We start from the raw sequence: 22,071 nt of genomic DNA, 5'->3' as shown, positions 1-22,071 counted from the left end.
ACACAGTTACGGAAAGGGCGGTGGTTTTCCACCGCCTTTTTTGTTGCCTGCGCGCCGCTGCGGCAAGGGCGGTCAAACCGCCTCCACCTCCCGCAGGACGCCGTCCAGGACATTGATGATCATGTCCGCATCCTCTGTGTCTATCGTCAGGGGCGGGCGGATTTTCAGGATATTGTCCTTGGGGCCTTCGCTGCCGATCAGGATCCGGTGATCGCGCATCCGGTTCTTGACGTATGAGCAGATTTCCGTGGCCTCCGAGCCATCGGGGTTGATCAGCTCCACTCCCAGAAACAGCCCTATTCCGCGGATATCGCCGACACAGGCGTATTTCTGCTCCAGCGCTTTCAGACCCGTGATCAGCTGCGCGCCGATCGCCCGGGCGTTCTCCTGCAGACCTTCATCATCGACGATATCCAGCACCTCCTTGCCGATCCGGCAGGAGAGCGTCGAGCCGCCGAAGGTTGAAAAAAATTCGATCCCGTTGTCAAAACTCTCGGCAATTGCCTTGGTGGTGACCAGCACACCCAGCGGGTGGCCGTTGCCGATTGGCTTGCCCATCACCACGATGTCCGGCAGCGCGCCCTGGTGTTCGAAACCGAAGTAAAAGTCTCCCAGGCGGCCGAGGCCGGTTTGCACTTCATCGGCGATGCAGACTCCGCCTGCAGCGCGGATCTTTTCATAGACCGCAGGCAGATATCCCTTGGGCGGGATGATCTGGCCGCCCACAGACGGGAAGGTTTCAGCGATGAAGCCGGCGAGGCCGTGGCCCTTCTCCTGCAGTCGGGCAATTGCCGGGCCGACGAGGTTTGCGAACTTCTGTGCCCGGTCCGCGTCGCCGCGGCGGTATGAGCCGCGGTAGTCATCGGCGACTTCCACCAGTTCCACCCAATCCGCCTGGCCAGCACCGCCTGGCTTGTTGAACTTGTAGGCAGAGATATCAATCGCGCCGGTGGTGTTGCCGTGGTAGCCGTGATCGGGCGTCACCATGCCCTTGGCGCCGGTATGGGCGCGGGCCAGGCGGAGGGCCAGTTCATTGGCCTCGGTGCCGGAATTCACGAAAAAGCAGACCTCGAAGTGGTCGGGCAGTTTTGACAGCACCTTATCCGCAAACGCGGTTTGCGCCGGATGCAGGTACCGGGTGTTCGAGTTCATCCGCTTCAGCTGATCCGCAGCGACCGCCTGGATGCGCGGGTGGGCGTGGCCGACGTGAGGGACGTTGTTATAGGCATCCAGATAGGGCCGCCCCCATTCGTCGAACAGGTGATGTTTCCAGCCGCGCACCAGCATCACCGGGTCCTTGTAGGTGAGGCTCAGGTTACCGCCGAAATGGGCGCGGCGGCCCGCAAGCACGTCGTCCTTGCTGGTCGGGTGAAAGCGGACCTTGGCATCCGGCAGGTTCAGCAGCGCCGCCGGGTTCGGGCAGAGCGCGCGCCACAGGTACATCTCGTCCGGATCGCCAACACCGGGCCAGTCGGCCTCGATCCCTTCGGTGGTCAGCGCCAGCTGGAAATGCACATGCGGCGCCCAGCCGCCGTTCTGGCCGGGATCGCCCAAGCGGCAGAATTCCTCGCCTTTCTCAACGATGCCGCCGGGCTTCAGCCGGTCGAGGAATTCCGGGTCCAGATGGCCATAGAGCGTAAAGAACGGATCACCCTCCGGCGTCTCATGCCGCAGGATGATCACCCCGCCATAATCCAGATGGCCGTCCCGGTATTCGGCCACAAAGACCTCGCCGCCCAGGGGGGCAAACATCGGTGTGTCCGCCGGGGCAAAGGCGTCCACAGCCAGATGCACAGTTCGCCTGTTGCTGGCTTTCCACGGACCCTTGCGGAAAGCGGCATCCGTGTAGATCAGCCGTGGCTCGTGATAGTAGCCGAGCCAGATACGGCCATTGTCCTCGAACTCCTCGCCGACCCGGGCGGCTTCCTCCAGCGGCATGTTAAAGGGGTTCTGGGGCCAGATGGAATGCTCCACCGACAGGGACCCCAAGGGCGCGTCCGCCAGGTCCTGGCCCATCAGCGGGGCGAAGTTGCCGCGTTCCTGCTCCAGCCAGGCCATCACCCGTTCGGCGCCGTCCACCACCGGCAGGCCGCACGCCGCGCGCAGCCGGGCCGTCAGCAGCCCGCCATGCAGCGTATTGCCTTCCAGGAACCGCCAGGCCGGGGCTTGCGAGATGGTGACATAGGGATCATCGGGGTTGTCTGCCGCCATCAGGATGGAGTTCACCACGCTGACGGCCAGCCGCGCGCGCAGCAGCGGCCAGACCATGTCCACTTCCGCCGGGGTCAGCGGATAGGCATCATGGTAGCCGGCTACCAAAGCCGCAAGAGCGGCCTCCGGTGCCGGATGGTCCAGAACGATATAGGCCGCGGCAATCGCCAGGTCGCAGACCCGCGGTGCGGCGCACATGTCGCCCAGGTCGATGAGGCCCGAGACTCTGCGCGGCTCGCCCAGTTCTCCCGCCACCATGATGTTATAGTCATTGGCGTCATTGTGGATGGCCTGCTTGGGCAGCTCTGCCAGAACAGGCTCTAACTTGGCGAAATCTGCACAAGTCTCTTCAAGGATCGCACGGCGCGCAGGGTCGCTGATGCAGGACAGTTGGTCCCTGATCCAGCCCGCGCGCATCAGGTCCCATTTGAAATCGCGCTCCAGCCCATCATGCCGGAAATCGGCCAGTGCCTTGGCCGACCCGCCCAGAACCTGTCCAACCTCATGGATCAGCGCATCGCTTTTCGGCTCGGCCTTGGCATAGCAGCGCCCGGGCAACTGGTTCAGCAGCCAGACCAGCCGGTCCTGTCCCTCCTCATCCGGGAGTGTCAGCAGAGACTGACCGCCAGCAGAGGCAATCACCCGCGGGCACGGCAGCTCCGGCTGGCGCGCGGCGATGTGCTCAAACGCCTTCACCTGCATGTCGACCAGCCAGGTTTCGCAGCCGGGGCGCATCGCCTTGAGGATATAGCCTTGGCCATCTGCGTCCCGGGCCAGGAAGTTCAGGTCGTACTCCCCATCGAGGCGGCTCAATTCCGCCTTGATACCCCAATGTTCCTCAAGGGCGGCGGCCCAATGCGCAAGCGTCATCCAAACTCTCCCCGGTCTGCCGGCGTGCCCGGCGATCCAATATTGGATCCTATTTGGACCGGGACGGCGGTTTAGTCCAGCCAGCCTTTCAGGTTCTGCTCGATAACCCCGGCCAGTGCGGCGATATGGTCATCATCATCGTTAAGGCAGGGGATATAGAGGAAGTCCTCGCCACCCGCGTGCTCAAAGCTTTCGCGGATTTCCTCGTTGATCTCTTCCAGTGTCTCGATGCAGTCGGCAGAGAAGGCCGGCGCAATCACCGCGATGTTCTTCTTGCCCTCCTTGGCGAGCGTCGCGACGTGGTCCACGGTGTAGGGTTTCAGCCATTCCTCGGGCCCGAACACCGACTGGAAGGTCGAGGTGATCCGGGTGTCGTCCCAGCCCAGCCGCTCCTTCAGCAGGCGCGTCGTTTTCTGGCACTGGCAATGATAGGGATCGCCCTGCATCAGATACCGTTGCGGCATTCCGTGGTAGGACACTACCAGGATATCCGGGCGCTTCTCTGCCTTGGCATAGGCGTCTTCCACTGACCGCGCCAAGGCGTCGATATAGGCAGGCTGGTCGAAATAGGGCTCGATTGTGCGCGCGGCGGGCTGCCAGGCTTCTTCCATCAGGGCGCGGAAGAACTGGTCGTTGGCGGTGCCGGAGGTCGCGCCGGCATATTGCGGGTAAAGCGGCACAAACAGGATCTTCTGGCAGCCGGCCGCTACCATCTCCCGCACCTTGGACCTGGTCGAGGGGTTGCCGTAGCGCATGCAGAAATCGACCATCACCTGATCGCCGTACCGCGCCTTCATCACCTCAGCCATCTTGGCCGTCTGGTCCTTGGTGATGGTCATCAGCGGGCTTTCGCCCTTGTCGTGGTTCCAGATCGATTTGTAGGCCGCGCCGGAGGAGAACGGGCGTTTGGTCAGGATGATCAGCTGCAGCAGCGGCTGCCATTTCCACGACGGGTAGTCGATCACCCGCTTGTCCGACAGGAACTCGTTCAGATACCGGCGCATCGGCCAGTAGGAGTAATCGTCCGGTGTGCCAAGGTTGGCCAGCAGGATGCCGACCTTCTCCGCCGGGATCCTGGGGTGATCGGCGGGTGCGTGGGCAGGGCATTTGGCGGTCCGGGCGGCGTCCAGCATGGGCAGGTCCTGTGGGGCTGAGAATTCGATGGTTGGCGGCAAACTACTGTCTTTACGCGCAGAAGGCCAATTGGATCACATTGGCGCAGCCATAGCGGAAACTTATCAGGGGTCGAGCTTGGTTTCCGGCACTTTCAGTGCATCGGCCAGGCGCATCTGGGCAGAGCCTGGGCGCAGGGGTTTCTGCTGGCTGTCCGATGGCGACCAGCCGGTGAGGCAGACCAGCTCAAATGTCGCGGGCAGCCGGCCGTCAGCCGTGGCGAAATGCTCGCGGTAGATGTGATCGGCCAGCTGGAACAGGCCGCGCGGTGCCGGGCGTTTCAGGCGCTGGGTAAGGGCATTGGTCTCTCCCATGCCGCGCAGGTCGTGGACCAGATGGGTAAGATCCCGGTATTCGGCGGTCAGCGGCACCAGGTCGGCCACCGGCAGCGCAAAACCGGCCCGCTGCAGCAGTCCGCCCAGGTCCCGGATCTCTCCCATCGGGGCGACCCGCGGCGACAGGCCGCCCATCACCACGGTCTCTGCCTCGGCCATGGCCGCGCGCAGCTCGTGCAGGGTCTGGCCGCCGAGCAGGAGGACCAGCAGCAGCCCATCTTCCTTCAGGGCGCGGCGGCATTGGATCAGCTGCCCGACCGGATCATTGGCCCAATGCAGGCACATGGCATGGATCACCACATCATGCGCGCCTTCTTCGAGCGCCAGAACATCGGTGTCTGCCACGACCTTCGCTGCAGGCTGGAACCCGTCCCAGACCTCCGGGAAAGGGCAGACCACTGCGGGCGCTGTAAAGGTTCTGTTAACCAGGCTCAGGCGATCCTCGGCCTCATCCCGCGCCATCTGGTGCAGGAACAGGGCATCCGCGCGCCGGCGGGCGCGGCGGGCTGCCAACGTGTTTCGGTCGAAGAGTTGTGCGGGCGCTTGTGTCATGGAGGCTATTTAGATGCTGCTGGCCAGGATTCAAACCGCTGTTTCACTGATCTACCCGGCCCAATGCCTGGGCTGCGGCGGCCTTGTCGGCAGTGACTTTGGCCTGTGCGGCACCTGCTGGTCCGGGATGCATTTCATCAGCGGCACGGTCTGCGAGGGCTGCGGCGCCCCGCTGCCGGGGGAGGCGGACGGTTTCCGCCTGGAATGCGACAGCTGCCTGCGCCATCCGCGGCCCTGGAGCCAGGGGAGGTCTGCACTGCTTTATGAGGGGCAGGGGCGCAGGCTGGTGCTGGCGCTGAAACACGGCGACCGGACAGAGATCGCGCAAACGGCAGCAGGGTGGCTGGAGCGGGCCGCGCAACCGCTTCTGCAGAATGAACCGCTGATCTGCCCGGTGCCGCTGCATTGGACCCGGTTGCTCAAGCGCAAGTACAACCAGTCGGCCCTGCTGGCAGACGCGCTGGCGGAACGAGCGGGTCTGGAGCATTGCCCGGACCTGCTGCGCCGCATCCGGCAGACGCCCGCGCTGGAGGGCAAGACGCGGGACCAGCGCTATCAGCTGCTGGGATCTGCCATCGGGGCGCATCCGGGCCGGCTGGGCAGGATCAAGGGCCGCAACGTGCTGATCGTGGATGACGTGATGACCTCTGGCGCCACCCTCAGCGCCTGCACCGATGCCTGCCTGCGGGCGGGAGCGGCCGAGGTGCGGGTGGCGGTGCTGGCCAGGGTCACGCAAGCGTGAGCCCGTCCGCCGGCCTCTGGCAATTGTTGCAATGAATCCCCAATTCCTCCACAACCTTCGAAACCAGAACATGGGGTCCTGAATGAAAACGGTTGAAATCTACACCTCGCCTCTGTGCGGCTACTGCCATGCGGCCAAGCGGCTGCTGAACCAGAAGGGCGTGGCTTTTTCGGAAGTCAACGTGCTGGAAGAGCCGGAGCGCAAGGCGGAGATGATCCAGCGCGCCAACGGCGGCCGCACGGTGCCGCAGATCTTCATCGGCGAGACCCATGTAGGCGGCTGCGACGACCTTTATGCGCTGGAGCAGGCGGGCAAGCTCGACCCGCTGCTGGCAGCCTGAGCCCGGAGAGACAAGATGCGCGCAGCTCTGCTTCAGATGACATCCACCGATATCCCGGCCGAAAACCTGGAAACGGTGAAAGCAATGATGGCGGAGGCTGTGCGCGGCGGGGCCGGTTTCGTGCTGACACCCGAGGTCACCAATTGCCTCTCCGGCAGCAGGACGCATCAGAATAGCGTTCTTTGCCACGAGGAGGACGACCCGACCCTGTCTGCCCTCCGCGAAGAGGCGGCCAGACACGGGGTCTGGCTGCTGCTGGGCTCGCTGGGGATCAAGACCCATGACGGCGACGGGCGCTTTGCCAACCGGCAGTTCCTGATCAGCCCGCAGGGTGAAATCACCGCGCGTTATGACAAGATCCACATGTTCGATGTGGAGGTCACACCGGAGGAAACCTACCGTGAATCCGATGGCTACCGCCCGGGCACCAAAGCCGTCGTGGCGGAGACGCCCTTTGCCAGCATTGGCATGACCATCTGCTACGACGTGCGCTTCCCGCGTCTGCACCGGGCACTGGCCAAGGGCGGGGCGCAGATCCTGACCGTGCCGGCGGCGTTCTCCTATGTGACCGGCGCGGCGCATTGGCATTCGCTGTTGCGCGCCCGGGCGATCGAGACCGGCTGTTTCGTGCTGGCGCCGGCGCAGACCGGCAAGCACCCGGCCTCCCGCGGGCCCAGCCGCAAGACCTATGGCCATACCCTGGCTGTCGCCCCTTGGGGCGAGGTGCTGGCGGATGCGGGCCAGGAGCCTGGCGTGACTTACGTTGATCTCGACCTCGAAAAAGTGGCAGAAGCACGCAGGCGCGTGCCTTCCCTCACCCACGACCGGGAGTTTGACGGACCCTGATGGACGAGACCCATTCCCTGGCGGTATCGCTGTTCAGCGAGATACTCATGGCTGACCAGCTGGCCCGGTCACGCCTCAGCAAAGTGCTGCCAAAAGGGATGGAACTGTCGCATTTCTCGGTACTGAACCACCTGGCCCGTGCCGGGCTGGAACGCTCGCCCGCTCAGCTGGCCAAGGCGTTCCACGTGACACGCGGGGCGATGACCAACACGCTGAACAAACTGGAAGTGGCGGGCTACATCCACGTCCGCCCCGATTGGGATGATGCGCGGCGCAAGATGGTGGCGATCAGCCCGGCCGGCAAACAAGCCCGCGATGCGGCGCTGGCCGGGATCATTCCGGTGATTTCAGAAGTGGTCGGCGAGTTGGGCAGCGACCGGGTCAGGGCCACCCTGCCGATCCTGCGCGAGCTGCGCGGCAAGCTGGAAGAAAGCGGCTGAGCCGGCCGGTCCCGGCAGCCTGTTGACTGAAACGATTTCCCAAAAAAGAAGGACGCCTGCAAGCAGGCGCCCCTCTTCCCCATCAGTCCCCATCAATCCGTGAGTGGCGGCATCGGCAACCTTTGGGCGGACCCACCATAAACAGTGGAAAGCACTCCCTCGGTTCGGGGACACGACCCCTGGCGGACCGGATAATATTCCAAATCCGATATCTGAGATTAGCAATCGGGACGCGGCAACTAAAGAGTGCATAAGCGTTAGCACCTATCCTTAAGGATAGGCGGCAAGTCAGGCGCGGCGGCAGGGGGGCAGCTCAGCCGGGTTTCACGCTCGCAGTCACATAGTTGACCGACAGGTCCCGGTCGGAAATCGACCAGTTCCAGGTGATCGGATTGAACACGAATCCCTTGCGGTCCACCGGTTTCAGCCCGGCCTTGCGCAGCAACTCGAACAGCTCATCCGGGGTGATGAACTTGGACCATTCATGAGTGCCGCGCGGCAGCCAGCGCATGATCACCTCGGCACCGACGATGGCCATGGCAAAGCTCTTGGGGTTGCGGTTGATGGTCGAGCAGATCTCCAGCCCGCCGGGTTTCAGCAGCTGCTGAGTCGCGGTCAGATAGCTGAGCGGATCGGCGACATGCTCCACCACCTCCATGTTGAGCACCACGTCGAATTGCTCGCCGGCCTCGGCCAGCGCTTCGGCGGTGGTGTGGCGGTAGTCGATCTCGAGCCCGGATTGTTCCGCATGGATGCGCGCCACCGGCAGGTTGCCCTCGGCAGCATCGGCGCCCACAACCGTCGCGCCCAGCCGGGCCATCGGTTCGCTCAGCAGCCCGCCGCCGCAGCCGATATCCAGGAGCCGCAGCCCTTCGAACGGGTTCCGTGCCGTCAGATCGCGGTTAAATTCGGCAGCGATCTGGCTGGTGATATAGTCGAGCCGGCACGGGTTCAGCATGTGCAGCGGCTTGAATTTGCCATGCGGATCCCACCACTCCGCCGCCATCGCCTCGAATTTGGCGATTTCCGCTGGGTCGACCGTGGATTGAGGCGCTTGCATTCCTGTCTCCGTGTGCTCTTTTGTAGTCTGACGTTTCACTAAGGTCAGTAATGGATAGATACCCGGACCAAAAGCGCGCAGTGCATTATCTTTACCCGCCTGTCGAGCCCTTTGACCAGCGCATGTTCGACGCAGGCCAGGGACACCGGATATATGCAGAGCAGAGCGGCAATCCAAACGGGATTCCCGTGATCGTGTGCCATGGCGGCCCCGGCGGCGGCAGCAGTCCGGCAATGCGGCGTTATTTCGACCCCGATATTTACCGGATCGTCCTGTTCGACCAGCGCGGCTGCGGCCGCTCGCGCCCCTATGCCTCCTGCGAGGACAACACCACCTGGCACCTGGTCGCCGACATAGAGCTGATTCGCCGCCAGCTTGGCATCGAGTCGTGGATCCTGTTCGGCGGCAGCTGGGGGGCGACCCTGGCGCTGATCTATGCCCAGACCCACCCGGACCGGGTGCAGCAGATGATCCTGCGCGGCGTCTTCCTGATGACCAAGGCGGAGCTCGACTGGTTCTACGGCGGTGGCGCCGGCAAGTTCTGGCCCGAAACCTGGGCCAAATTCGTCTCGCTGATCCCCGATGGCGAGCGCAGCGACATGATCGGCGCCTATCACAAGCGGCTGTTTTCCGGAAACCTGGACGAGGAAGTGCGCTTTGGCCGTGCCTGGTCGGCGTGGGAAAACGCGCTGGCGTCGGTGCACTCCAACGGCCACAGCGGTGAAAGCCCCGGGGACTACGCCCGTGCCTTTGCCCGGCTGGAGAACCATTATTTCCGAAATGGCGGCTTTCTTGATTATGACGGCCAGATCCTTGCCAACATGGGGCGGATTTCCCATATCCCCGGCGTGATCGTGCAGGGCCGCTATGACATGATTTGTCCACCCACGTCCGCCTGGCGCCTGAATGAGCTGTGGCCAAATGCGGAGTTGAAGATGGTGCGCAATGCCGGCCATGCTCTGTCGGAGCCGGGAATCAGCGCTGAGCTGGTCCGGGCGATGGACCGGATTGCAGGAGAGCTTGTGCCATGACGCGCATCGACCGCCGCGCGCTGTTCACCTCGGGTGCTGCCGCTGCCCTGCTGGCTGCTGCCGGCGGATCGGTCCATGCCTCCCCCAAGGAAGGCGGCGTGCTGCGCCTGGCGGTCCCGCGCGACGGCGGGATGCTGGAGCAGGCCGCCCGCGGCGCGATCTATGACACGCTGACCGAGATTGCCCCCGACGGGCTGCTGCGCGGCGAACTGGCGACGGGCTGGCACTCCACCCAGGACGCCCGGACCTGGACCTTCAACCTGCGTGAGGGAGTGGCGTTTCATGATGGCAGCCCGCTGACAGCGGAAGATGCCGCCGCCTCGCTCCTGGTGCAGGGAATCACCGGGGCAGAGGTGCGTGCAATCACCGCGCTGGGCGGCCATCAGCTGCTGGTGGAGCTGGCGCAGCCCAACCCGCATCTGCCTTATCTGCTGGCCAGCGCGGACCAGATGATTGCCCTTGGCGGCGATCTGCCGGTGCCGCTGTCAGAGGCGATCGGCACCGGCTGCTACAAGGTGGAGCGAGCCCAGGAGGGCCGCCATTTCCGCGCGTCCAAGGTGGCGGATCACTACAAGGCTGGAACTGCCGGCTGGGCGGATGCGGTGGAGATCATCGTGATCCCCGACGCCGCTGTCCGGGCTGAGGCTCTGCGCGATGGATATGTTGACGTGGCAGCCCTGCCGGAACCGCGCGGCTTGCTGCGCCGGGGCGAGTTCCTGTATCACCCCTCGTCCAGCGACATGGCTCTGGCGGCGCGGCACAACGTCGGCATCCCGCGCAAGGTGGGCCAGCGCGCGCCGCTGGATGACGGCCGCATCGCCGAACGCTGGTGGATGGCCTGACACCGCAGCGCGGCCATCCCCGAAGACAAGCCTTGCAGTTTCACCCAATCCCCCCTATATGGCTTTGACAACAGCGGCGCGTTGAACCTCTGGCTCAAGGCTCCACCGGGAATTTCGACGGGCCGCGCGCCCGTTTTTTTGTGTTTGCAGGTTCGCGCCTGCCGCTCCAAGTGGAGGTCTGATGACCAACGACCTGATTGCCAAAGCTGCCATCGACCGGCGCCTGGCCGAGATCGTCACCCCGGTGATCGAGGACTTGGGCTATGAGCTGGTGCGCATCCGGCTGATGTCTGGTAAGTCGACGACGCTGCAGATCATGGCCGACAAGCCCGACGGCGGTATCGAGGTGGATGATTGCGCCGAGATTTCGAACGCCGTCAGCGCCGTGCTGGACGTCGAGGACCCGATCATCGATGCTTATGCCCTGGAAGTGTCGAGCCCCGGCATTGACCGTCCGCTGACGCGGATGAAAGACTTCGAGATGTTCGAGGGCTACGAGGCCAAGCTGGAAACCGCCGAGATGGTCGGCGGCCGCCGCCGCTTCAAGGGGGAGCTGGCGGGCACCGAGGAAGACGAAGTCCTGATCAACATCGAGGATCAGGGCGAGACCGTGACCATCGGTCTGAAATTCGACTGGCTGAGCGATGCCAAGCTGGTTCTGACCGATGATCTGATCAAGGAAATGCTGCGTCAGCGCAAAGAGGCCGGGACGCTCAACGAAGACGCATTCGACGAAATCGAGACCGAAGAGTCCGAAGAGGAGAAAAAGTAATGGCTATCACCTCTGCAAACCAGCTGGAGCTGTTGCAAACCGCCGAGGCCGTGGCGCGCGAAAAGATGATCGACCCGGGCCTGGTGATCGAGGCGATGGAAGAGAGCCTCGCCCGTGCGGCCAAAAGCCGGTATGGCGCCGAGATGGACATCCGGGTGTCGATCGACCGCAAGACCGGCCGCGCCACCTTTACCCGCGTGCGCACCGTCGTGGCGGATGACGAGTTGGAGAACTACCAGGCCGAAATGACCGTCGAGCAGGCGCGCCAGTACATGGCGAACCCCGAAGTGGGCCAGACCTACGTCGAGGAAGTGCCGCCCGTCGAAATGGGCCGCATCGCCGCACAGTCGGCCAAGCAGGTGATCCTGCAGAAGGTCCGCGAAGCTGAGCGTGACCGCCAGTACGAGGAATTCAAGGACCGCGCCGGCACCATCATCAACGGCCTGGTCAAGCGCGAGGAATACGGCAACGTCATCGTCGACGTGGGCGCCGGCGAAGCGATCCTGCGCCGCAACGAGAAGATCGGCCGTGAAAGCTACCGCCCGAACGACCGCGTGCGCTGCTACATCAAGGACGTGCGCCGTGAGCCGCGCGGCCCGCAGATCTTCCTGTCGCGCACCGCGCCGGAGTTCATGGCCGAGCTGTTCAAGATGGAAGTGCCGGAAATCTATGACGGCATCATCGAGATCAAGGCGGTTGCACGCGACCCGGGTTCGCGTGCCAAGATTGCCGTGGTCTCCTATGACGGCTCGATCGACCCGGTCGGCGCCTGTGTGGGTATGCGCGGCTCCCGCGTGCAGGCCGTGGTGAACGAACTGCAGGGCGAGAAGATCGACATCATCCCGTGGAACGAGGATCAGCCGACCTTCCTGGTGAACGCGCTGCAGCCGGCCGAAGTGACCAAGGTGGTGCTGGACGAGGAAGCCGGCAAGATCGAGGTTGTGGTGCCGGAAGAGCAGCTGTCGCTCGCCATCGGCCGCCGCGGCCAGAACGTGCGCCTGGCGTCGCAGCTGACCGGTCTCGATATCGACATCATGACCGAGGAAGAAGAATCGGCCCGCCGCCAGAAGGAATTCGAGGCGCGCACGAAATTGTTCATGGAGACCCTTGATCTCGACGAGTTCTTTGCCCAGCTTCTGGTGTCTGAGGGCTTCACCAACCTGGAAGAGGTTGCCTATGTCGAGCTCGATGAACTGCTGGTGATTGACGGTGTCGACGAAGGCACCGCCGAAGAACTGCAGGCCCGTGCCCGCGACTTCCTGGAAGCCCAGGCCAAGGCGGCACTGGATGCAGCCCGTGAACTCGGTGCCGAGGAAAGCCTGATCCAGTTCGAAGGCCTGACCCCGCAGATGGTCGAGGCGCTGGCCAAGGACGACGTGAAGTCGCTGGAAGATTTCGCCACCTGCGCCGACTGGGAGCTGGCCGGCGGCTGGACCTCCGATGGCGGTGAGCGGGTCAAGGATGACGGCATTCTGGAGCCCTTCGGCGTGTCGCTGGAAGAGGCGCAGGACATGGTCATGACCGCCCGCATCATGCTGGGCTGGGTTGACCCGGCTGAGCTGGAAGCGGAAGCGGCAGAAGACGAAGACGCTGGCGAAGAGGAAGGCGAAGCCTGACCCCGGGCTTTGCAAAGGAGACCTGCATGACACGCGGCGGCGTACAAAAAGACCGGTCCGAAGGCAGCGAGCGCAAGTGCATCGCAACCGGCGAGACCCAGCCCAAACAGGGCCTCATCCGCTTTGTGATGGGTCCTGAGGGCCAGGTCGTGCCCGACGTGATGGAGAAGCTGCCGGGCCGCGGCGTCTATGTCGCGGCCAGCCGCCCGGCGCTGGAAACCGCGGTCAAAAAGAAGCTGTTTGCCCGCGGCTTCAAATCGCAGGTCCAGGTCTCCGGCGGGCTTGTCGGGGAGGTGGAGGACCAAGTGGTCCGCCGCCTCGTCGGTCTGATCAGCCTGGCGCGCAAGTCGGGCGACGCGGTGGCCGGCTTTGAAAAGGTCAAGGACTGGCTGGCCAAGGAAGAGGCCCGGGTGCTGATCCAGGCTTCTGACGGGTCGGGCCGCGGAAAGTCGAAGCTGAGCACGCCCTACAAGGGCAAATTCATCGGCTGCCTCACGGCGGACGAGCTGGGAATGGCATTTGGGCGCCAAACTGTGATACATGCCGCCCTCGCCTCTGGCGGACTCAGCAAACGTGTTGTAGATGAGGCGCAACGACTGCAAGGTTTGCGCGAAATGGTGGGCGGCAACGGCCGCACGGAAGGATAAGTAGCTTTATGAGCGATAGTGACGGCAAAAAGACACTGGGTCTGCGTGGGAGTTCCCGTCCGGGGAACGTGAAACAGAGTTTCAGCCATGGACGGACCAAGAATGTCGTAGTGGAAACCAAGCGCAAACGCGTTGTGGTTCCCAAGCCGGGTGCGGCCAAAAGCGGCAGCGGTGCTGCACCGGCAGCGTCCGGATCCCGCCGGCCCGCCGGCATCAGCGACGCGGAAATGGAGCGCCGCCTGAAGGCTCTGCAGGCCGCCAAGGCCCGCGAGGCGGAAGAAGCCGCGCAGCGTGAAGCCGAGGAAAAGGCCCGCGCCGAAGAGCGTGAGCGCCGCCGCGCCGAAGCGGAAGCCAAAGAGCGCGAGCAGCGCGAAGCCGAAGAGCGCGCCCGCCAGAAAGCCGAAGAGGAGGAGCGCAAGCGCGTCGAGGAAGAAGAGGCAGCCAAACGGGCCGCCGCTGCCCCCGCGCCTGCTCCCAAGGCAGAGCGTCCGGCGCCGAGCAAGCCGGCTCCGGCTGCGACTCCGCGCAAGGCTGAGCGCGAGCGCGAACAGCGCCCGTCCCGCGGCAAGGGCCGTGAAGACAACCGCCGCTCCGGCAAACTGACGCTTGGCCAGGCGACCGGCGGCGAAGGCAACCGCCAGCGCTCGATGGCAGCGATGAAGCGCAAGCAGGAGCGTGCGCGTCAGAAGGCCATGGGCGGCTCGGTCGAGCGGGAAAAGGTTGTGCGCGACGTGCAGCTGCCGGAAACCATCGTGGTGTCCGAGCTGGCCAACCGCATGGCCGAACGCGTTGCCGATGTGGTGAAATCGCTCATGCAGATGGGCATGATGGTCACCCAGAACCAGTCGATCGACGCCGATACCGCCGAACTGATCATCGAGGAATTCGGCCACAAGGTGACCCGCGTTTCCGATGCTGACGTCGAGGACGTGATCAAGGAGGTCGAGGACAAGGAAGAGGACCTGAAGCCGCGTCCGCCGGTCATCACCATCATGGGCCACGTCGACCACGGCAAGACCTCGCTGCTGGACGCAATCCGCGACGCCCGCGTTGTGGCAGGCGAAGCCGGTGGCATCACCCAGCACATCGGCGCCTACCAGGTGACCACCGAAGGCGGCACCGTGCTGAGCTTCCTGGACACCCCGGGTCACGCGGCCTTCACCTCGATGCGCTCGCGCGGCGCACAGGTGACCGACATCGTGGTTCTGGTTGTCGCTGCGGATGACTCCGTCATGCCGCAGACCGTCGAAGCCATCAACCACGCCAAGGCTGCAGGCGTGCCGATGATTGTTGCCATCAACAAGATCGACAAACCGGCCGCTGACCCGAACAAGGTGCGCGCTGAGCTGCTGCAGCATGAAGTGATCGTGGAACAGATGTCCGGCGAAGTGCAGGATGTGGAAGTCTCCGCCGTCACCGGCCAGGGCCTGGACGATCTGCTGGAAGCCATTGCGCTGCAAGCGGAAATCCTGGAACTGAAAGCGAACCCCGACCGCGCCGCACAGGGCGCCGTGATCGAGGCGCAGCTGGACGTGGGCCGCGGCCCCGTGGCCACCGTGCTGGTTCAGAACGGCACCCTGCGCCAAGGCGACATCTTTGTTGTGGGTGAGCAGTACGGCAAGGTCCGTGCGCTGATCAACGACAAGGGCGAGCGGGTTGAGGAAGCCGGTCCGTCGGTTCCGGTCGAAGTGCTGGGCCTGAATGGCACCCCGGAAGCGGGCGACGTTCTGAACGTCACCGAAACCGAAGCCCAGGCGCGCGAAATCGCCGAGTACCGCGAGCAGGCGGCCAAGGACAAGCGCGCCGCAGCCGGTGCCGCGACCACGCTGGAACAGCTGATGGCCAAGGCCAAGGAAGACGAAAACGTCTCCGAGCTGCCGATCCTGGTCAAGGCCGACGTGCAGGGCTCTGCCGAGGCCATCGTTCAGGCGATGGAAAAGATCGGCAACGAGGAAGTGCGCGTGCGCGTGCTGCACTCGGGCGTCGGTGCGATCACCGAGACCGATGTCGGCCTTGCGGAAGCGTCCGGTGCGCCGATCATGGGCTTCAACGTCCGTGCCAATGCCTCGGCCCGCAACACCGCCAACCAGAAGGGCGTGGAGATCCGCTACTACTCGGTGATTTATGACCTGGTGGATGACGTGAAGGCGGCGGCCTCCGGCCTGCTGTCGGCGGAGATCCGCGAAAACTTCATCGGCTACGCGCAGATCAAGGAAGTCTTCAAGGTCACCGGCGTTGGCAAGGTAGCCGGCTGTCTGGTTACCGAAGGCGTTGCCCGCCGCTCGGCCGGCGTGCGCCTGCTGCGCGACAACGTGGTGATCCACGAAGGCACGCTGAAGACCCTGAAGCGCTTCAAGGACGAAGTCTCCGAGGTCCAGTCCGGCCAGGAATGCGGTATGGCGTTCGAGAACTACGACGATATCCGCCCGAACGACGTGATCGAGATCTTCGAGCGCGAGGAAGTAACCCGCACCCTCGACTGATCAGGTCGCGATCCGACAATAAGAAAGGCCCTGGCGCAGATGCCAGGGCCTTTTTCATTTTCGCCTGACGGCAAGGCCAGCGCCGGGAAATTCGTGCAGCAGCTGACGAAGCGTCTGGGGAGCGGAGCCATACGCCGCTCATCAGGCCAGGCCCTTCGCTGCTGCACCGTCACTGTGCCCGGGCCAGCCTGAAAATGACAGCTGCCGAAAGGGCGGTTTCCCGGCTCAAAAGGACAGGCTGTCTATCCTGACAGTTTCTTTCCGAGCAGGATCTCGGTTGCTGCAGATGCAACTGGAAAAGGGCAGCTGGTGCAGCTGCCCTTTTACGCCTGACTGCGTGAGTGGCGGCTCAGGCGAGCGGTGCCACAGGCTGGCCTTGATAGGTTTTCGTGCCAACCCGCACCGCGATTCTCCCGTCCGGGAGTGCCCGTATGAAACTGCCTTGAACCAGGGAAAACTTGCCCACTGCGATTGTTCTAAGCATGGTCTATTCCTGCTTATTTGCAATTCTGGGTAGTGGCTTGCTCCGTATACTTATGCTTGATCAGATTAATTAACAAAGCGTTACCCATTCGGGCCGCAGCAGTTAAACGCCCGGTAAAGCTCCAGAAATCCTGTCGGGATGGGCGTTCCCCCGGCGCGCCGGGGGCCGCGCGGGTTACAGCCAGTCGCGCAGGATCGGGATCAGCGGAATATCGGCCGGCGGCATGGGATAGTCGCGCAGGTCCTGCGGCCGCACCCATTTCAGGGTCTGGCCTTCCTTGGCCTGCGGGATGCCCTCCCACTTGCGGCAGGCAAACAGCGGCATCAGCAGGTGGAAGTCCTCGTAGGAATGGCTGGCAAAGGTCAGCGGCGCCAGGCAGGAGGCCCAGGTGTCGATCCCCAGCTCCTCGTGCAGCTCGCGGATCAGCGCCGCCTCGGGGATTTCCCCCGGCTCGATCTTGCCGCCGGGAAACTCCCACAGGCCCGCCATCGACTTGCCCTCGGGCCGCTGCGCCAGCAGCACCCGCCCATCGACGTCGATGAGCGCAACCGCGGATACCAGAACAGTTTTCATGACCGGTAGTCCGCGTTGATCGAGATGTACTGGTGGGTCAGGTCGCAGGTCCAGACGGTGGCCTTACCGCTGCCAAGACCCAGATCCACCTTGATGGTGATCTCCTGCTTCTTCATCTCCGCCGCGCCCAGCTCTTCCTTGTAGTCCGGCGAGACCCAGCCCTTTTCCGCCACCAGCACATCGCCAAAGGAGATCGACAGCAGGTCGCGGTCCGCTGCGGCCCCGGACTTGCCGATCGCCATCACCACACGGCCCCAGTTCGGATCCTCGCCGGCAATGGCGGTCTTCACCAGCGGCGAGTTGGCAATCGCCAGGCCATGCACCTTGGCATCCGCGTCCGAAGCTGCACCGGTGACCTGGATTTCCACGAACTTGGTGGCACCCTCACCGTCGCGCACCACCTGGTGCGACAGGTCCAGCATGACCCGCTCCAGCCCAGCCGCAAATTCCGGGTTTCCGGTGGCATCCACGCCCGAGGCGCCGGTCGCACACAGCATCAGGCTGTCGGAGGTCGAAGTGTCGCTGTCCACGGTGATGCAGTTGAAGGTCCGGTTGCAGATCTCCGCCAGCTGCGCCTGCAGGGCAGCCTGCTCCACCTTCGCATCGGTGAAGATATAGACCAGCATCGTCGCCATGTCCGGTGCGATCATGCCGGAGCCTTTGGCAATGCCGGCGATCTTGATGGTCTTTCCTTCGATCCCGACCGTGGCGCTTGCACCCTTGGCAAAGGTGTCGGTGGTCATGATCGCCCTGGCGGCGCCTTCCAGCGTGGTCTCGTCCAGCGCATCGTTCAGCTCGCCGATCTTGGCGACAATACGGTCATGCGGCAGCGGTTCGCCGATCACACCGGTCGAAGCGGTGAATACACGCTCCGCCGGGACGCCTGCGGCCGCAGCAACCGCAGTGGTGATCTCCGCCACCGAGGTTTGCCCGTAATGGCCGGTAAAGGCGTTGGAATTGCCCGAGTTCACCAGGATGGCCGCACCGGCATCCGCCGCGCCGCCCAGCTTGGCCTGGCAGTCCAGCACCGGGGCAGAGCGGGTCTTGGAGCGGGTGAACACCCCGGCAACCGAGGTGCCCGGATCCATCACCGCCAGCATCACGTCGGTGCGGCCCTGGTATTTCACCCCGGCAGCGGCAGAGGCAAAGCGCACCCCATTGATGACCGGGAGATCGGGAAAGCTGGCGGGTGCCAGCGGCGAGACGGGCAGGGATTTCGCCATGATCAGTTCCTTACCAGGCTGAGGTCTTTGAGGATCGCCGGATCCAGATCCTCGATTTCGGGGCGTTCGATTTCGGACGCTGCGGTCAGCTCGTTCACGCGCTCTTCGACCGCCTTCTGGCGCAGCTCGTCGGCAATCTGCGCCCGCACCTCTTCGAATTCGGGGGCCTCGGTCTTGCGGCGCTCATGCAGCAGGATCACGTGCCAGCCGAACTGGGTCTGCACAGGGCCGGAGACCTCGCCGGAGCGCAGCTCCAGCACCGCATTTTCGAATTCCGGCACCATCCGGCCGGTGGTGAACCAGCCCAGATCGCCGCCGCTGGGGCCGGAGGGGCCAGTGGACCGCTCCTTGGCGAGGGTGGCAAAATCGGCGCCGGCATCCAGCTCCTTGATGATATCCAGCGCGTCCGCTTCGTTCTCGACCAGGATGTGGGCCGCGTGGAACTCGTCGCCGCCATCGCCGGAGGAGTATTTCTCATCATAGGCCGCGCGCAGCGCCTCTTCGCCGCTGGCGTTGTCCATCACCGTCTGGAGCACATTGGCCGCCAGCATCGCACGCTCTTCGTTTTCGACCGACAGCGCCACATAGCGCGGCACCTCGCCGTGCAGCTGCTGTTTCAGCGCGGTCTGCTGCACCAGCTGATCGAGGATCGCATTGTACAGCACTTCATCGGGGATCTGCTTGTACTGCGCCGGCAGGTTTTCGCGCGCCATGATCATGTGGCCGATGGTGATCTCCTCGCCATTGACCGAGGCAACCACCGTGTTGGCATGCGGCGCCGCCACGGCCGCCAGCGGAAGCGCTGCGCAGGCCGCCACTGCCATACCGCACAGAAAAGTGAGACCTTTACGCATAGAAACCTTCCTATTCCTTGGCCGCTGGGGGGCGTGCCGTTGACACTCTAAACCCTGCCGCTTACATCGCTTTGAGGCCATTGGCAGGACCGTCTTTCCACCTTGTTTATGGGTTGCGGACACGGCGGGCAAGCCTGCCCGATGCAAAGGCCGGAGATAGGATCGCTGGAGAAAACATGCTGGGTTTCGGAACACTCGCCAAAAAGGTTTTCGGCACGCCGAACGACCGTAAGATCAAGGCGACGCGGCCGCTGATTGCACAGATCAACGCGCTGGAGGACGAGTTCGCGAAGCTCAGCGACGACGGGCTGATCGAAAAGACCGAAGAGCTGCGCAAGCGCGCCCTGGGCGGCGAAAGCCTGGACGCGCTGCTGCCGGAGGCCTTTGCCAACGTGCGCGAAGCGGCCAAGCGGGCCCTGGGCCTTCGCGCCTTTGACACCCAGCTGATGGGCGGCGTGTTCCTGCATCAGGGTAACATCTCCGAGATGAAGACCGGCGAGGGCAAGACCCTCGTGGCCACTTTCCCGGCCTATCTGAACGCGCTGACCGGCAAGGGCGTGCATGTGGTCACCGTGAACGAATACCTGGCCAAGCGCGACAGCGAATGGATGGGCAAGGTGTTTGCCCAGCTCGGCATGACCACCGGCGTGATCTGGTCCGGCCAGCCCGACGCCGAGAAGATGGCCGCCTATGGCTGTGACGTCACCTATGCCACCAACAACGAGCTGGGCTTTGACTACCTGCGCGACAACATGAAGCCGTCGCTGGACCAGGTGTTCCAGAAGCAGCACAACTTTGCCATCGTCGACGAGGTGGACTCGATCCTGATCGACGAGGCCCGCACACCGCTGATCATTTCCGGCCCGGCGGAGGACCGTTCCGAGCTTTATGCAACCATCGACAAGGTGATCCCGCTGCTGGCGGAGGAGCACTATGAGATCGACGAGAAAACCCGCGGTGTGACCTTCACCGAGGACGGCAACGAGTATCTGGAACAGACGCTGCGCGAGCATGGGCTGCTGGAAGAAGAGGCCTCGCTCTACGATCCGGAAAGCACCACCGTTGTCCACCACGTGAACCAGGCTCTGCGCGCGCACAAGCTGTTCCAGCGGGACAAGGACTATATCGTCCGCGATGGCCAGGTGGTGCTGATCGACGAATTCACCGGCCGGATGATGCCGGGCCGCCGCCTGTCCGAAGGGCTGCACCAGGCCATCGAAGCCAAGGAAGACGTGCAGATCCAGCCGGAGAACACCACCCTGGCTTCGGTGACCTTCCAGAACTACTTCCGCCTTTATGACAAGCTGTCGGGCATGACCGGCACCGCGATGACCGAGGCTGAGGAATTCCAGGAGATCTATGGCCTGGGCGTGGTCGAAGTGCCGACCAACCGCCCGATCGCACGGGTGGACGAGGACGATCAGGTCTACCGCACCGCCCGCGAGAAATACGAGGCGATGATCAGGGAAGCCAAGAAGGCGCATGAAAAGGGCCAGCCGGTCCTCCTGGGCACCACCTCGATCGAGAAATCCGAGCTGCTGAGCCAGATGCTGGAGAAGGAAGGCATCGAACACAACGTGCTGAACGCCCGCCACCACGAGCAGGAAGCGCAGATCGTTGCCGATGCCGGCCGCTTTGGCGCGGTGACCATCGCCACCAACATGGCCGGCCGCGGCACCGACATTCAGCTGGGCGGCAACGTCGAGATGAAGGTGCTGGAGGCGCTGGCGGCAAACCCCGAGGCCGACCCGGCTGAGCTGCGCGCGGCTGAGGAAGCCAAGCACGCCGAGGAAAAGCAGAAGGTTCTGGATGCCGGAGGGCTGTTCGTGATGGCCTCCGAGCGCCACGAAAGCCGCCGCATCGACAACCAGCTGCGCGGCCGCTCCGGCCGTCAGGGCGACCCGGGCCGCACCCGCTTCTACCTCAGCCTCGAAGACGACCTGATGCGGATCTTCGGCTCCGAGCGGCTGGACAAGCTGCTGTCGTCGCTGGGCATGCAGGAAGGCGAGGCGATCATTCATCCCTGGGTGAACAAGTCGCTGGAACGCGCCCAGGCCAAGGTCGAGGGCCGCAACTTCGACATGCGCAAGAACGTGCTGAAGTTCGACGACGTGATGAACGATCAGCGCAAGGTGATCTTCAGCCAGCGCCGCGAGATCATGGCGGCCGAGGACCTGTCCGAGATCGTCGACGACATGCGCCACGAGGTGATCGACGACCTGCTCGACACCCACATGCCGCCCAAGACCTATGCCGACCAGTGGGACACCGCGGGCCTGCAGGAGCAGGTGCGCGAAATGCTGGGAATCGAAGCTCCGGTGGCGGAATGGGCTGCCGAGGAAGGCGTCGATGACGAGCAGATCCGGGAGCGGCTGGTCGACGCCTCGGACAAGATGATGGCGGAAAAGGCCGAGGCCTTTGGCCCGGAAAACATGCGCAACATCGAAAAGCAGGTGCTGCTGCAGACCATCGACAAGAAGTGGCGTGAACACCTGCTGACCCTGGAGCATTTGCGCTCGGTTGTCGGGTTCCGCGGCTATGCGCAGCGCGACCCGCTGAACGAGTACAAGAACGAGAGCTTCCAGCTGTTTGAAAGCATGCTCGACTCCTTGCGGGAGGAAGTCTCCCAGCAGCTGAGCCGGGTGCGCCCGATGACCGAGGAAGAGCAGCAGCAGATGCTGATGGAAATGGCAGCCCGCCAGGCCGCCATGCAGCAGATGGCGGCCCAGCAGACCGCTCCTGCCGCTGCCCCCGCGGAGGAGCCTGCACCGGGTTTTGTCGAGGATGATCCATCCACCTGGGGCAACCCCTCGCGCAATGACAAATGCCCCTGCGGCTCCGGCAAGAAGTTCAAGCACTGCCACGGCAGCCTCGCCTGACCGCATGATCTGAAGACACGGGGGTCCGGCCGAATACCGGACCCTGCCGCCCGGCCGCGGAAGGGGAACTCCCGCCCGTCGCCGGCCTTTTTGCAAAG

Annotated in this window: 18 protein-coding genes; 11 read left to right on the top strand and 7 right to left on the bottom strand. The window is 63.9% G+C overall.

Annotated elements, in window-relative coordinates:
• Positions 1-72: 72 nt before the first annotated feature.
• The 3 genes from ACFMBG_RS00560 to ACFMBG_RS00550 form a co-directional block, all read right to left on the bottom strand.
• Positions 73-3,081: an aminotransferase class III-fold pyridoxal phosphate-dependent enzyme gene (locus ACFMBG_RS00560; RefSeq protein ID WP_421052791.1), complete on the bottom strand. Its 3,009-nt coding sequence runs from the start codon at positions 3,079-3,081 to the stop codon at positions 73-75.
• Between the two features lie 71 nt (positions 3,082-3,152).
• Entirely contained in the window at positions 3,153-4,214 is a 1,062-nt protein-coding gene (gene hemH / locus ACFMBG_RS00555) for a ferrochelatase (RefSeq protein WP_421052790.1), read from the bottom strand.
• A 105-nt stretch (positions 4,215-4,319) separates the two neighbouring features.
• The gene (locus tag ACFMBG_RS00550; protein WP_421052789.1) at positions 4,320-5,141 is read right to left on the bottom strand and encodes a methyltransferase domain-containing protein; all 822 of its coding nucleotides are present in this window, start codon (positions 5,139-5,141) and stop codon (positions 4,320-4,322) included.
• Positions 5,142-5,154: 13 nt separating this feature from the next.
• Here ACFMBG_RS00550 and ACFMBG_RS00545 point away from each other — a divergent pair, with 13 nt between their 5' ends.
• The 4 genes from ACFMBG_RS00545 to ACFMBG_RS00530 all read left to right on the top strand — a co-directional run bounded on the left by ACFMBG_RS00545 (position 5,155) and on the right by ACFMBG_RS00530 (position 7,509).
• Positions 5,155-5,883 carry a double zinc ribbon domain-containing protein gene (locus ACFMBG_RS00545; RefSeq protein WP_421052788.1) on the top strand — a complete coding sequence of 243 codons (729 nt, stop codon included), beginning with the start codon at positions 5,155-5,157 and terminating at the stop codon, positions 5,881-5,883.
• Between the two features lie 82 nt (positions 5,884-5,965).
• The gene (gene grxC / locus ACFMBG_RS00540; RefSeq protein WP_421052787.1) at positions 5,966-6,223 is read left to right on the top strand and encodes a glutaredoxin 3; all 258 of its coding nucleotides are present in this window, start codon (positions 5,966-5,968) and stop codon (positions 6,221-6,223) included.
• Positions 6,224-6,238: 15 nt separating this feature from the next.
• On the top strand, positions 6,239-7,069 hold the full coding sequence (locus ACFMBG_RS00535; RefSeq protein ID WP_421052786.1) for a carbon-nitrogen hydrolase family protein: 831 nt from the start codon (positions 6,239-6,241) through the stop codon (positions 7,067-7,069).
• Entirely contained in the window at positions 7,069-7,509 is a 441-nt protein-coding gene (locus ACFMBG_RS00530; RefSeq protein WP_019295272.1) for a MarR family winged helix-turn-helix transcriptional regulator, read from the top strand. Before ACFMBG_RS00535 ends, ACFMBG_RS00530 begins: the two co-directional genes overlap by 1 nt.
• 313 nt (positions 7,510-7,822) lie before the next feature.
• Here ACFMBG_RS00530 and ubiG read toward each other — a convergent pair whose 3' ends face one another.
• The gene (gene ubiG / locus ACFMBG_RS00525; protein WP_421052785.1) at positions 7,823-8,569 is read right to left on the bottom strand and encodes a bifunctional 2-polyprenyl-6-hydroxyphenol methylase/3-demethylubiquinol 3-O-methyltransferase UbiG; all 747 of its coding nucleotides are present in this window, start codon (positions 8,567-8,569) and stop codon (positions 7,823-7,825) included.
• Between the two features lie 50 nt (positions 8,570-8,619).
• Between ubiG and pip the strand changes: the two genes are divergently transcribed.
• The 6 genes from pip (at position 8,620) to infB (ending at position 15,960) form a co-directional block, all read left to right on the top strand.
• Positions 8,620-9,600: a prolyl aminopeptidase gene (gene pip, locus ACFMBG_RS00520; RefSeq protein WP_421052784.1), complete on the top strand. Its 981-nt coding sequence runs from the start codon at positions 8,620-8,622 to the stop codon at positions 9,598-9,600.
• A complete protein-coding gene (locus tag ACFMBG_RS00515) occupies positions 9,597-10,442 on the top strand; it encodes an ABC transporter substrate-binding protein (protein WP_421052783.1) in 846 nt (281 codons plus the stop codon). The genes pip and ACFMBG_RS00515 overlap by 4 nt, the downstream gene beginning before the upstream one ends.
• 181 nt (positions 10,443-10,623) lie before the next feature.
• Positions 10,624-11,214, top strand: coding sequence for a ribosome maturation factor RimP (gene rimP, locus ACFMBG_RS00510; protein WP_421052782.1), 591 nt, complete (start codon positions 10,624-10,626; stop codon positions 11,212-11,214).
• Positions 11,214-12,830, top strand: a complete 1,617-nt coding sequence (nusA, locus tag ACFMBG_RS00505; protein WP_421052781.1) for a transcription termination factor NusA — start codon at positions 11,214-11,216, stop codon at positions 12,828-12,830. The genes rimP and nusA overlap by 1 nt, the downstream gene beginning before the upstream one ends.
• Positions 12,831-12,856: 26 nt before the next feature.
• Complete coding sequence (locus tag ACFMBG_RS00500) at positions 12,857-13,477, top strand: RNA-binding protein (RefSeq protein ID WP_421052780.1); 621 nt, start codon at positions 12,857-12,859, stop codon at positions 13,475-13,477.
• A gap of 8 nt (positions 13,478-13,485) precedes the next feature.
• The gene (gene infB / locus ACFMBG_RS00495) at positions 13,486-15,960 is read left to right on the top strand and encodes a translation initiation factor IF-2 (RefSeq protein WP_421052779.1); all 2,475 of its coding nucleotides are present in this window, start codon (positions 13,486-13,488) and stop codon (positions 15,958-15,960) included.
• A 658-nt stretch (positions 15,961-16,618) separates the two neighbouring features.
• Here infB and mutT read toward each other — a convergent pair.
• Genes mutT through ACFMBG_RS00480 form a run of 3 tightly spaced genes read right to left on the bottom strand, consistent with a single transcriptional unit; the run spans position 16,619 to position 19,094 of the window.
• The gene (mutT, locus tag ACFMBG_RS00490; RefSeq protein ID WP_421052778.1) at positions 16,619-17,017 is read right to left on the bottom strand and encodes an 8-oxo-dGTP diphosphatase MutT; all 399 of its coding nucleotides are present in this window, start codon (positions 17,015-17,017) and stop codon (positions 16,619-16,621) included.
• On the bottom strand, positions 17,014-18,240 hold the full coding sequence (argJ, locus tag ACFMBG_RS00485; protein WP_421052777.1) for a bifunctional glutamate N-acetyltransferase/amino-acid acetyltransferase ArgJ: 1,227 nt from the start codon (positions 18,238-18,240) through the stop codon (positions 17,014-17,016). The genes mutT and argJ overlap by 4 nt, the downstream gene beginning before the upstream one ends.
• Positions 18,241-18,242: 2 nt before the next feature.
• Positions 18,243-19,094, bottom strand: a complete 852-nt coding sequence (locus ACFMBG_RS00480; RefSeq protein ID WP_421052776.1) for a peptidylprolyl isomerase — start codon at positions 19,092-19,094, stop codon at positions 18,243-18,245.
• Between the two features lie 176 nt (positions 19,095-19,270).
• Here ACFMBG_RS00480 and secA point away from each other — a divergent pair, with 176 nt between their 5' ends.
• Positions 19,271-21,973, top strand: coding sequence for a preprotein translocase subunit SecA (gene secA, locus ACFMBG_RS00475; protein WP_421052775.1), 2,703 nt, complete (start codon positions 19,271-19,273; stop codon positions 21,971-21,973).
• Positions 21,974-22,071: the final 98 nt, after the last annotated feature.

It is taken from the genome of Leisingera coralii (assembly GCF_049056525.1).
Taxonomy (GTDB): domain Bacteria; phylum Pseudomonadota; class Alphaproteobacteria; order Rhodobacterales; family Rhodobacteraceae; genus Leisingera; species Leisingera coralii.
Note: the sequence above shows the minus strand (reverse complement) of the source record. Positions and strands in the feature narration are given on the sequence as shown.

What these genes read in the sequence shown, in the direction of transcription:
- ACFMBG_RS00560 (WP_421052791.1), bottom strand. Translation starts at nt 3,081, where the DNA reads ATGACGCTTGCGCATTGGGCCGCCGCCCTTGAGGAACATTGGGGTATC.
- hemH (WP_421052790.1), bottom strand. Translation starts at nt 4,214, where the DNA reads ATGCTGGACGCCGCCCGGACCGCCAAATGCCCTGCCCACGCACCCGCC.
- ACFMBG_RS00550 (WP_421052789.1), bottom strand. Translation starts at nt 5,141, where the DNA reads ATGACACAAGCGCCCGCACAACTCTTCGACCGAAACACGTTGGCAGCC.
- ACFMBG_RS00545 (WP_421052788.1), top strand. Translation starts at nt 5,155, where the DNA reads ATGCTGCTGGCCAGGATTCAAACCGCTGTTTCACTGATCTACCCGGCC.
- grxC (WP_421052787.1), top strand. Translation starts at nt 5,966, where the DNA reads ATGAAAACGGTTGAAATCTACACCTCGCCTCTGTGCGGCTACTGCCAT.
- ACFMBG_RS00535 (WP_421052786.1), top strand. Translation starts at nt 6,239, where the DNA reads ATGCGCGCAGCTCTGCTTCAGATGACATCCACCGATATCCCGGCCGAA.
- ACFMBG_RS00530 (WP_019295272.1), top strand. Translation starts at nt 7,069, where the DNA reads ATGGACGAGACCCATTCCCTGGCGGTATCGCTGTTCAGCGAGATACTC.
- ubiG (WP_421052785.1), bottom strand. Translation starts at nt 8,569, where the DNA reads ATGCAAGCGCCTCAATCCACGGTCGACCCAGCGGAAATCGCCAAATTC.
- pip (WP_421052784.1), top strand. Translation starts at nt 8,620, where the DNA reads ATGGATAGATACCCGGACCAAAAGCGCGCAGTGCATTATCTTTACCCG.
- ACFMBG_RS00515 (WP_421052783.1), top strand. Translation starts at nt 9,597, where the DNA reads ATGACGCGCATCGACCGCCGCGCGCTGTTCACCTCGGGTGCTGCCGCT.
- rimP (WP_421052782.1), top strand. Translation starts at nt 10,624, where the DNA reads ATGACCAACGACCTGATTGCCAAAGCTGCCATCGACCGGCGCCTGGCC.
- nusA (WP_421052781.1), top strand. Translation starts at nt 11,214, where the DNA reads ATGGCTATCACCTCTGCAAACCAGCTGGAGCTGTTGCAAACCGCCGAG.
- ACFMBG_RS00500 (WP_421052780.1), top strand. Translation starts at nt 12,857, where the DNA reads ATGACACGCGGCGGCGTACAAAAAGACCGGTCCGAAGGCAGCGAGCGC.
- infB (WP_421052779.1), top strand. Translation starts at nt 13,486, where the DNA reads ATGAGCGATAGTGACGGCAAAAAGACACTGGGTCTGCGTGGGAGTTCC.
- mutT (WP_421052778.1), bottom strand. Translation starts at nt 17,017, where the DNA reads ATGAAAACTGTTCTGGTATCCGCGGTTGCGCTCATCGACGTCGATGGG.
- argJ (WP_421052777.1), bottom strand. Translation starts at nt 18,240, where the DNA reads ATGGCGAAATCCCTGCCCGTCTCGCCGCTGGCACCCGCCAGCTTTCCC.
- ACFMBG_RS00480 (WP_421052776.1), bottom strand. Translation starts at nt 19,094, where the DNA reads ATGCGTAAAGGTCTCACTTTTCTGTGCGGTATGGCAGTGGCGGCCTGC.
- secA (WP_421052775.1), top strand. Translation starts at nt 19,271, where the DNA reads ATGCTGGGTTTCGGAACACTCGCCAAAAAGGTTTTCGGCACGCCGAAC.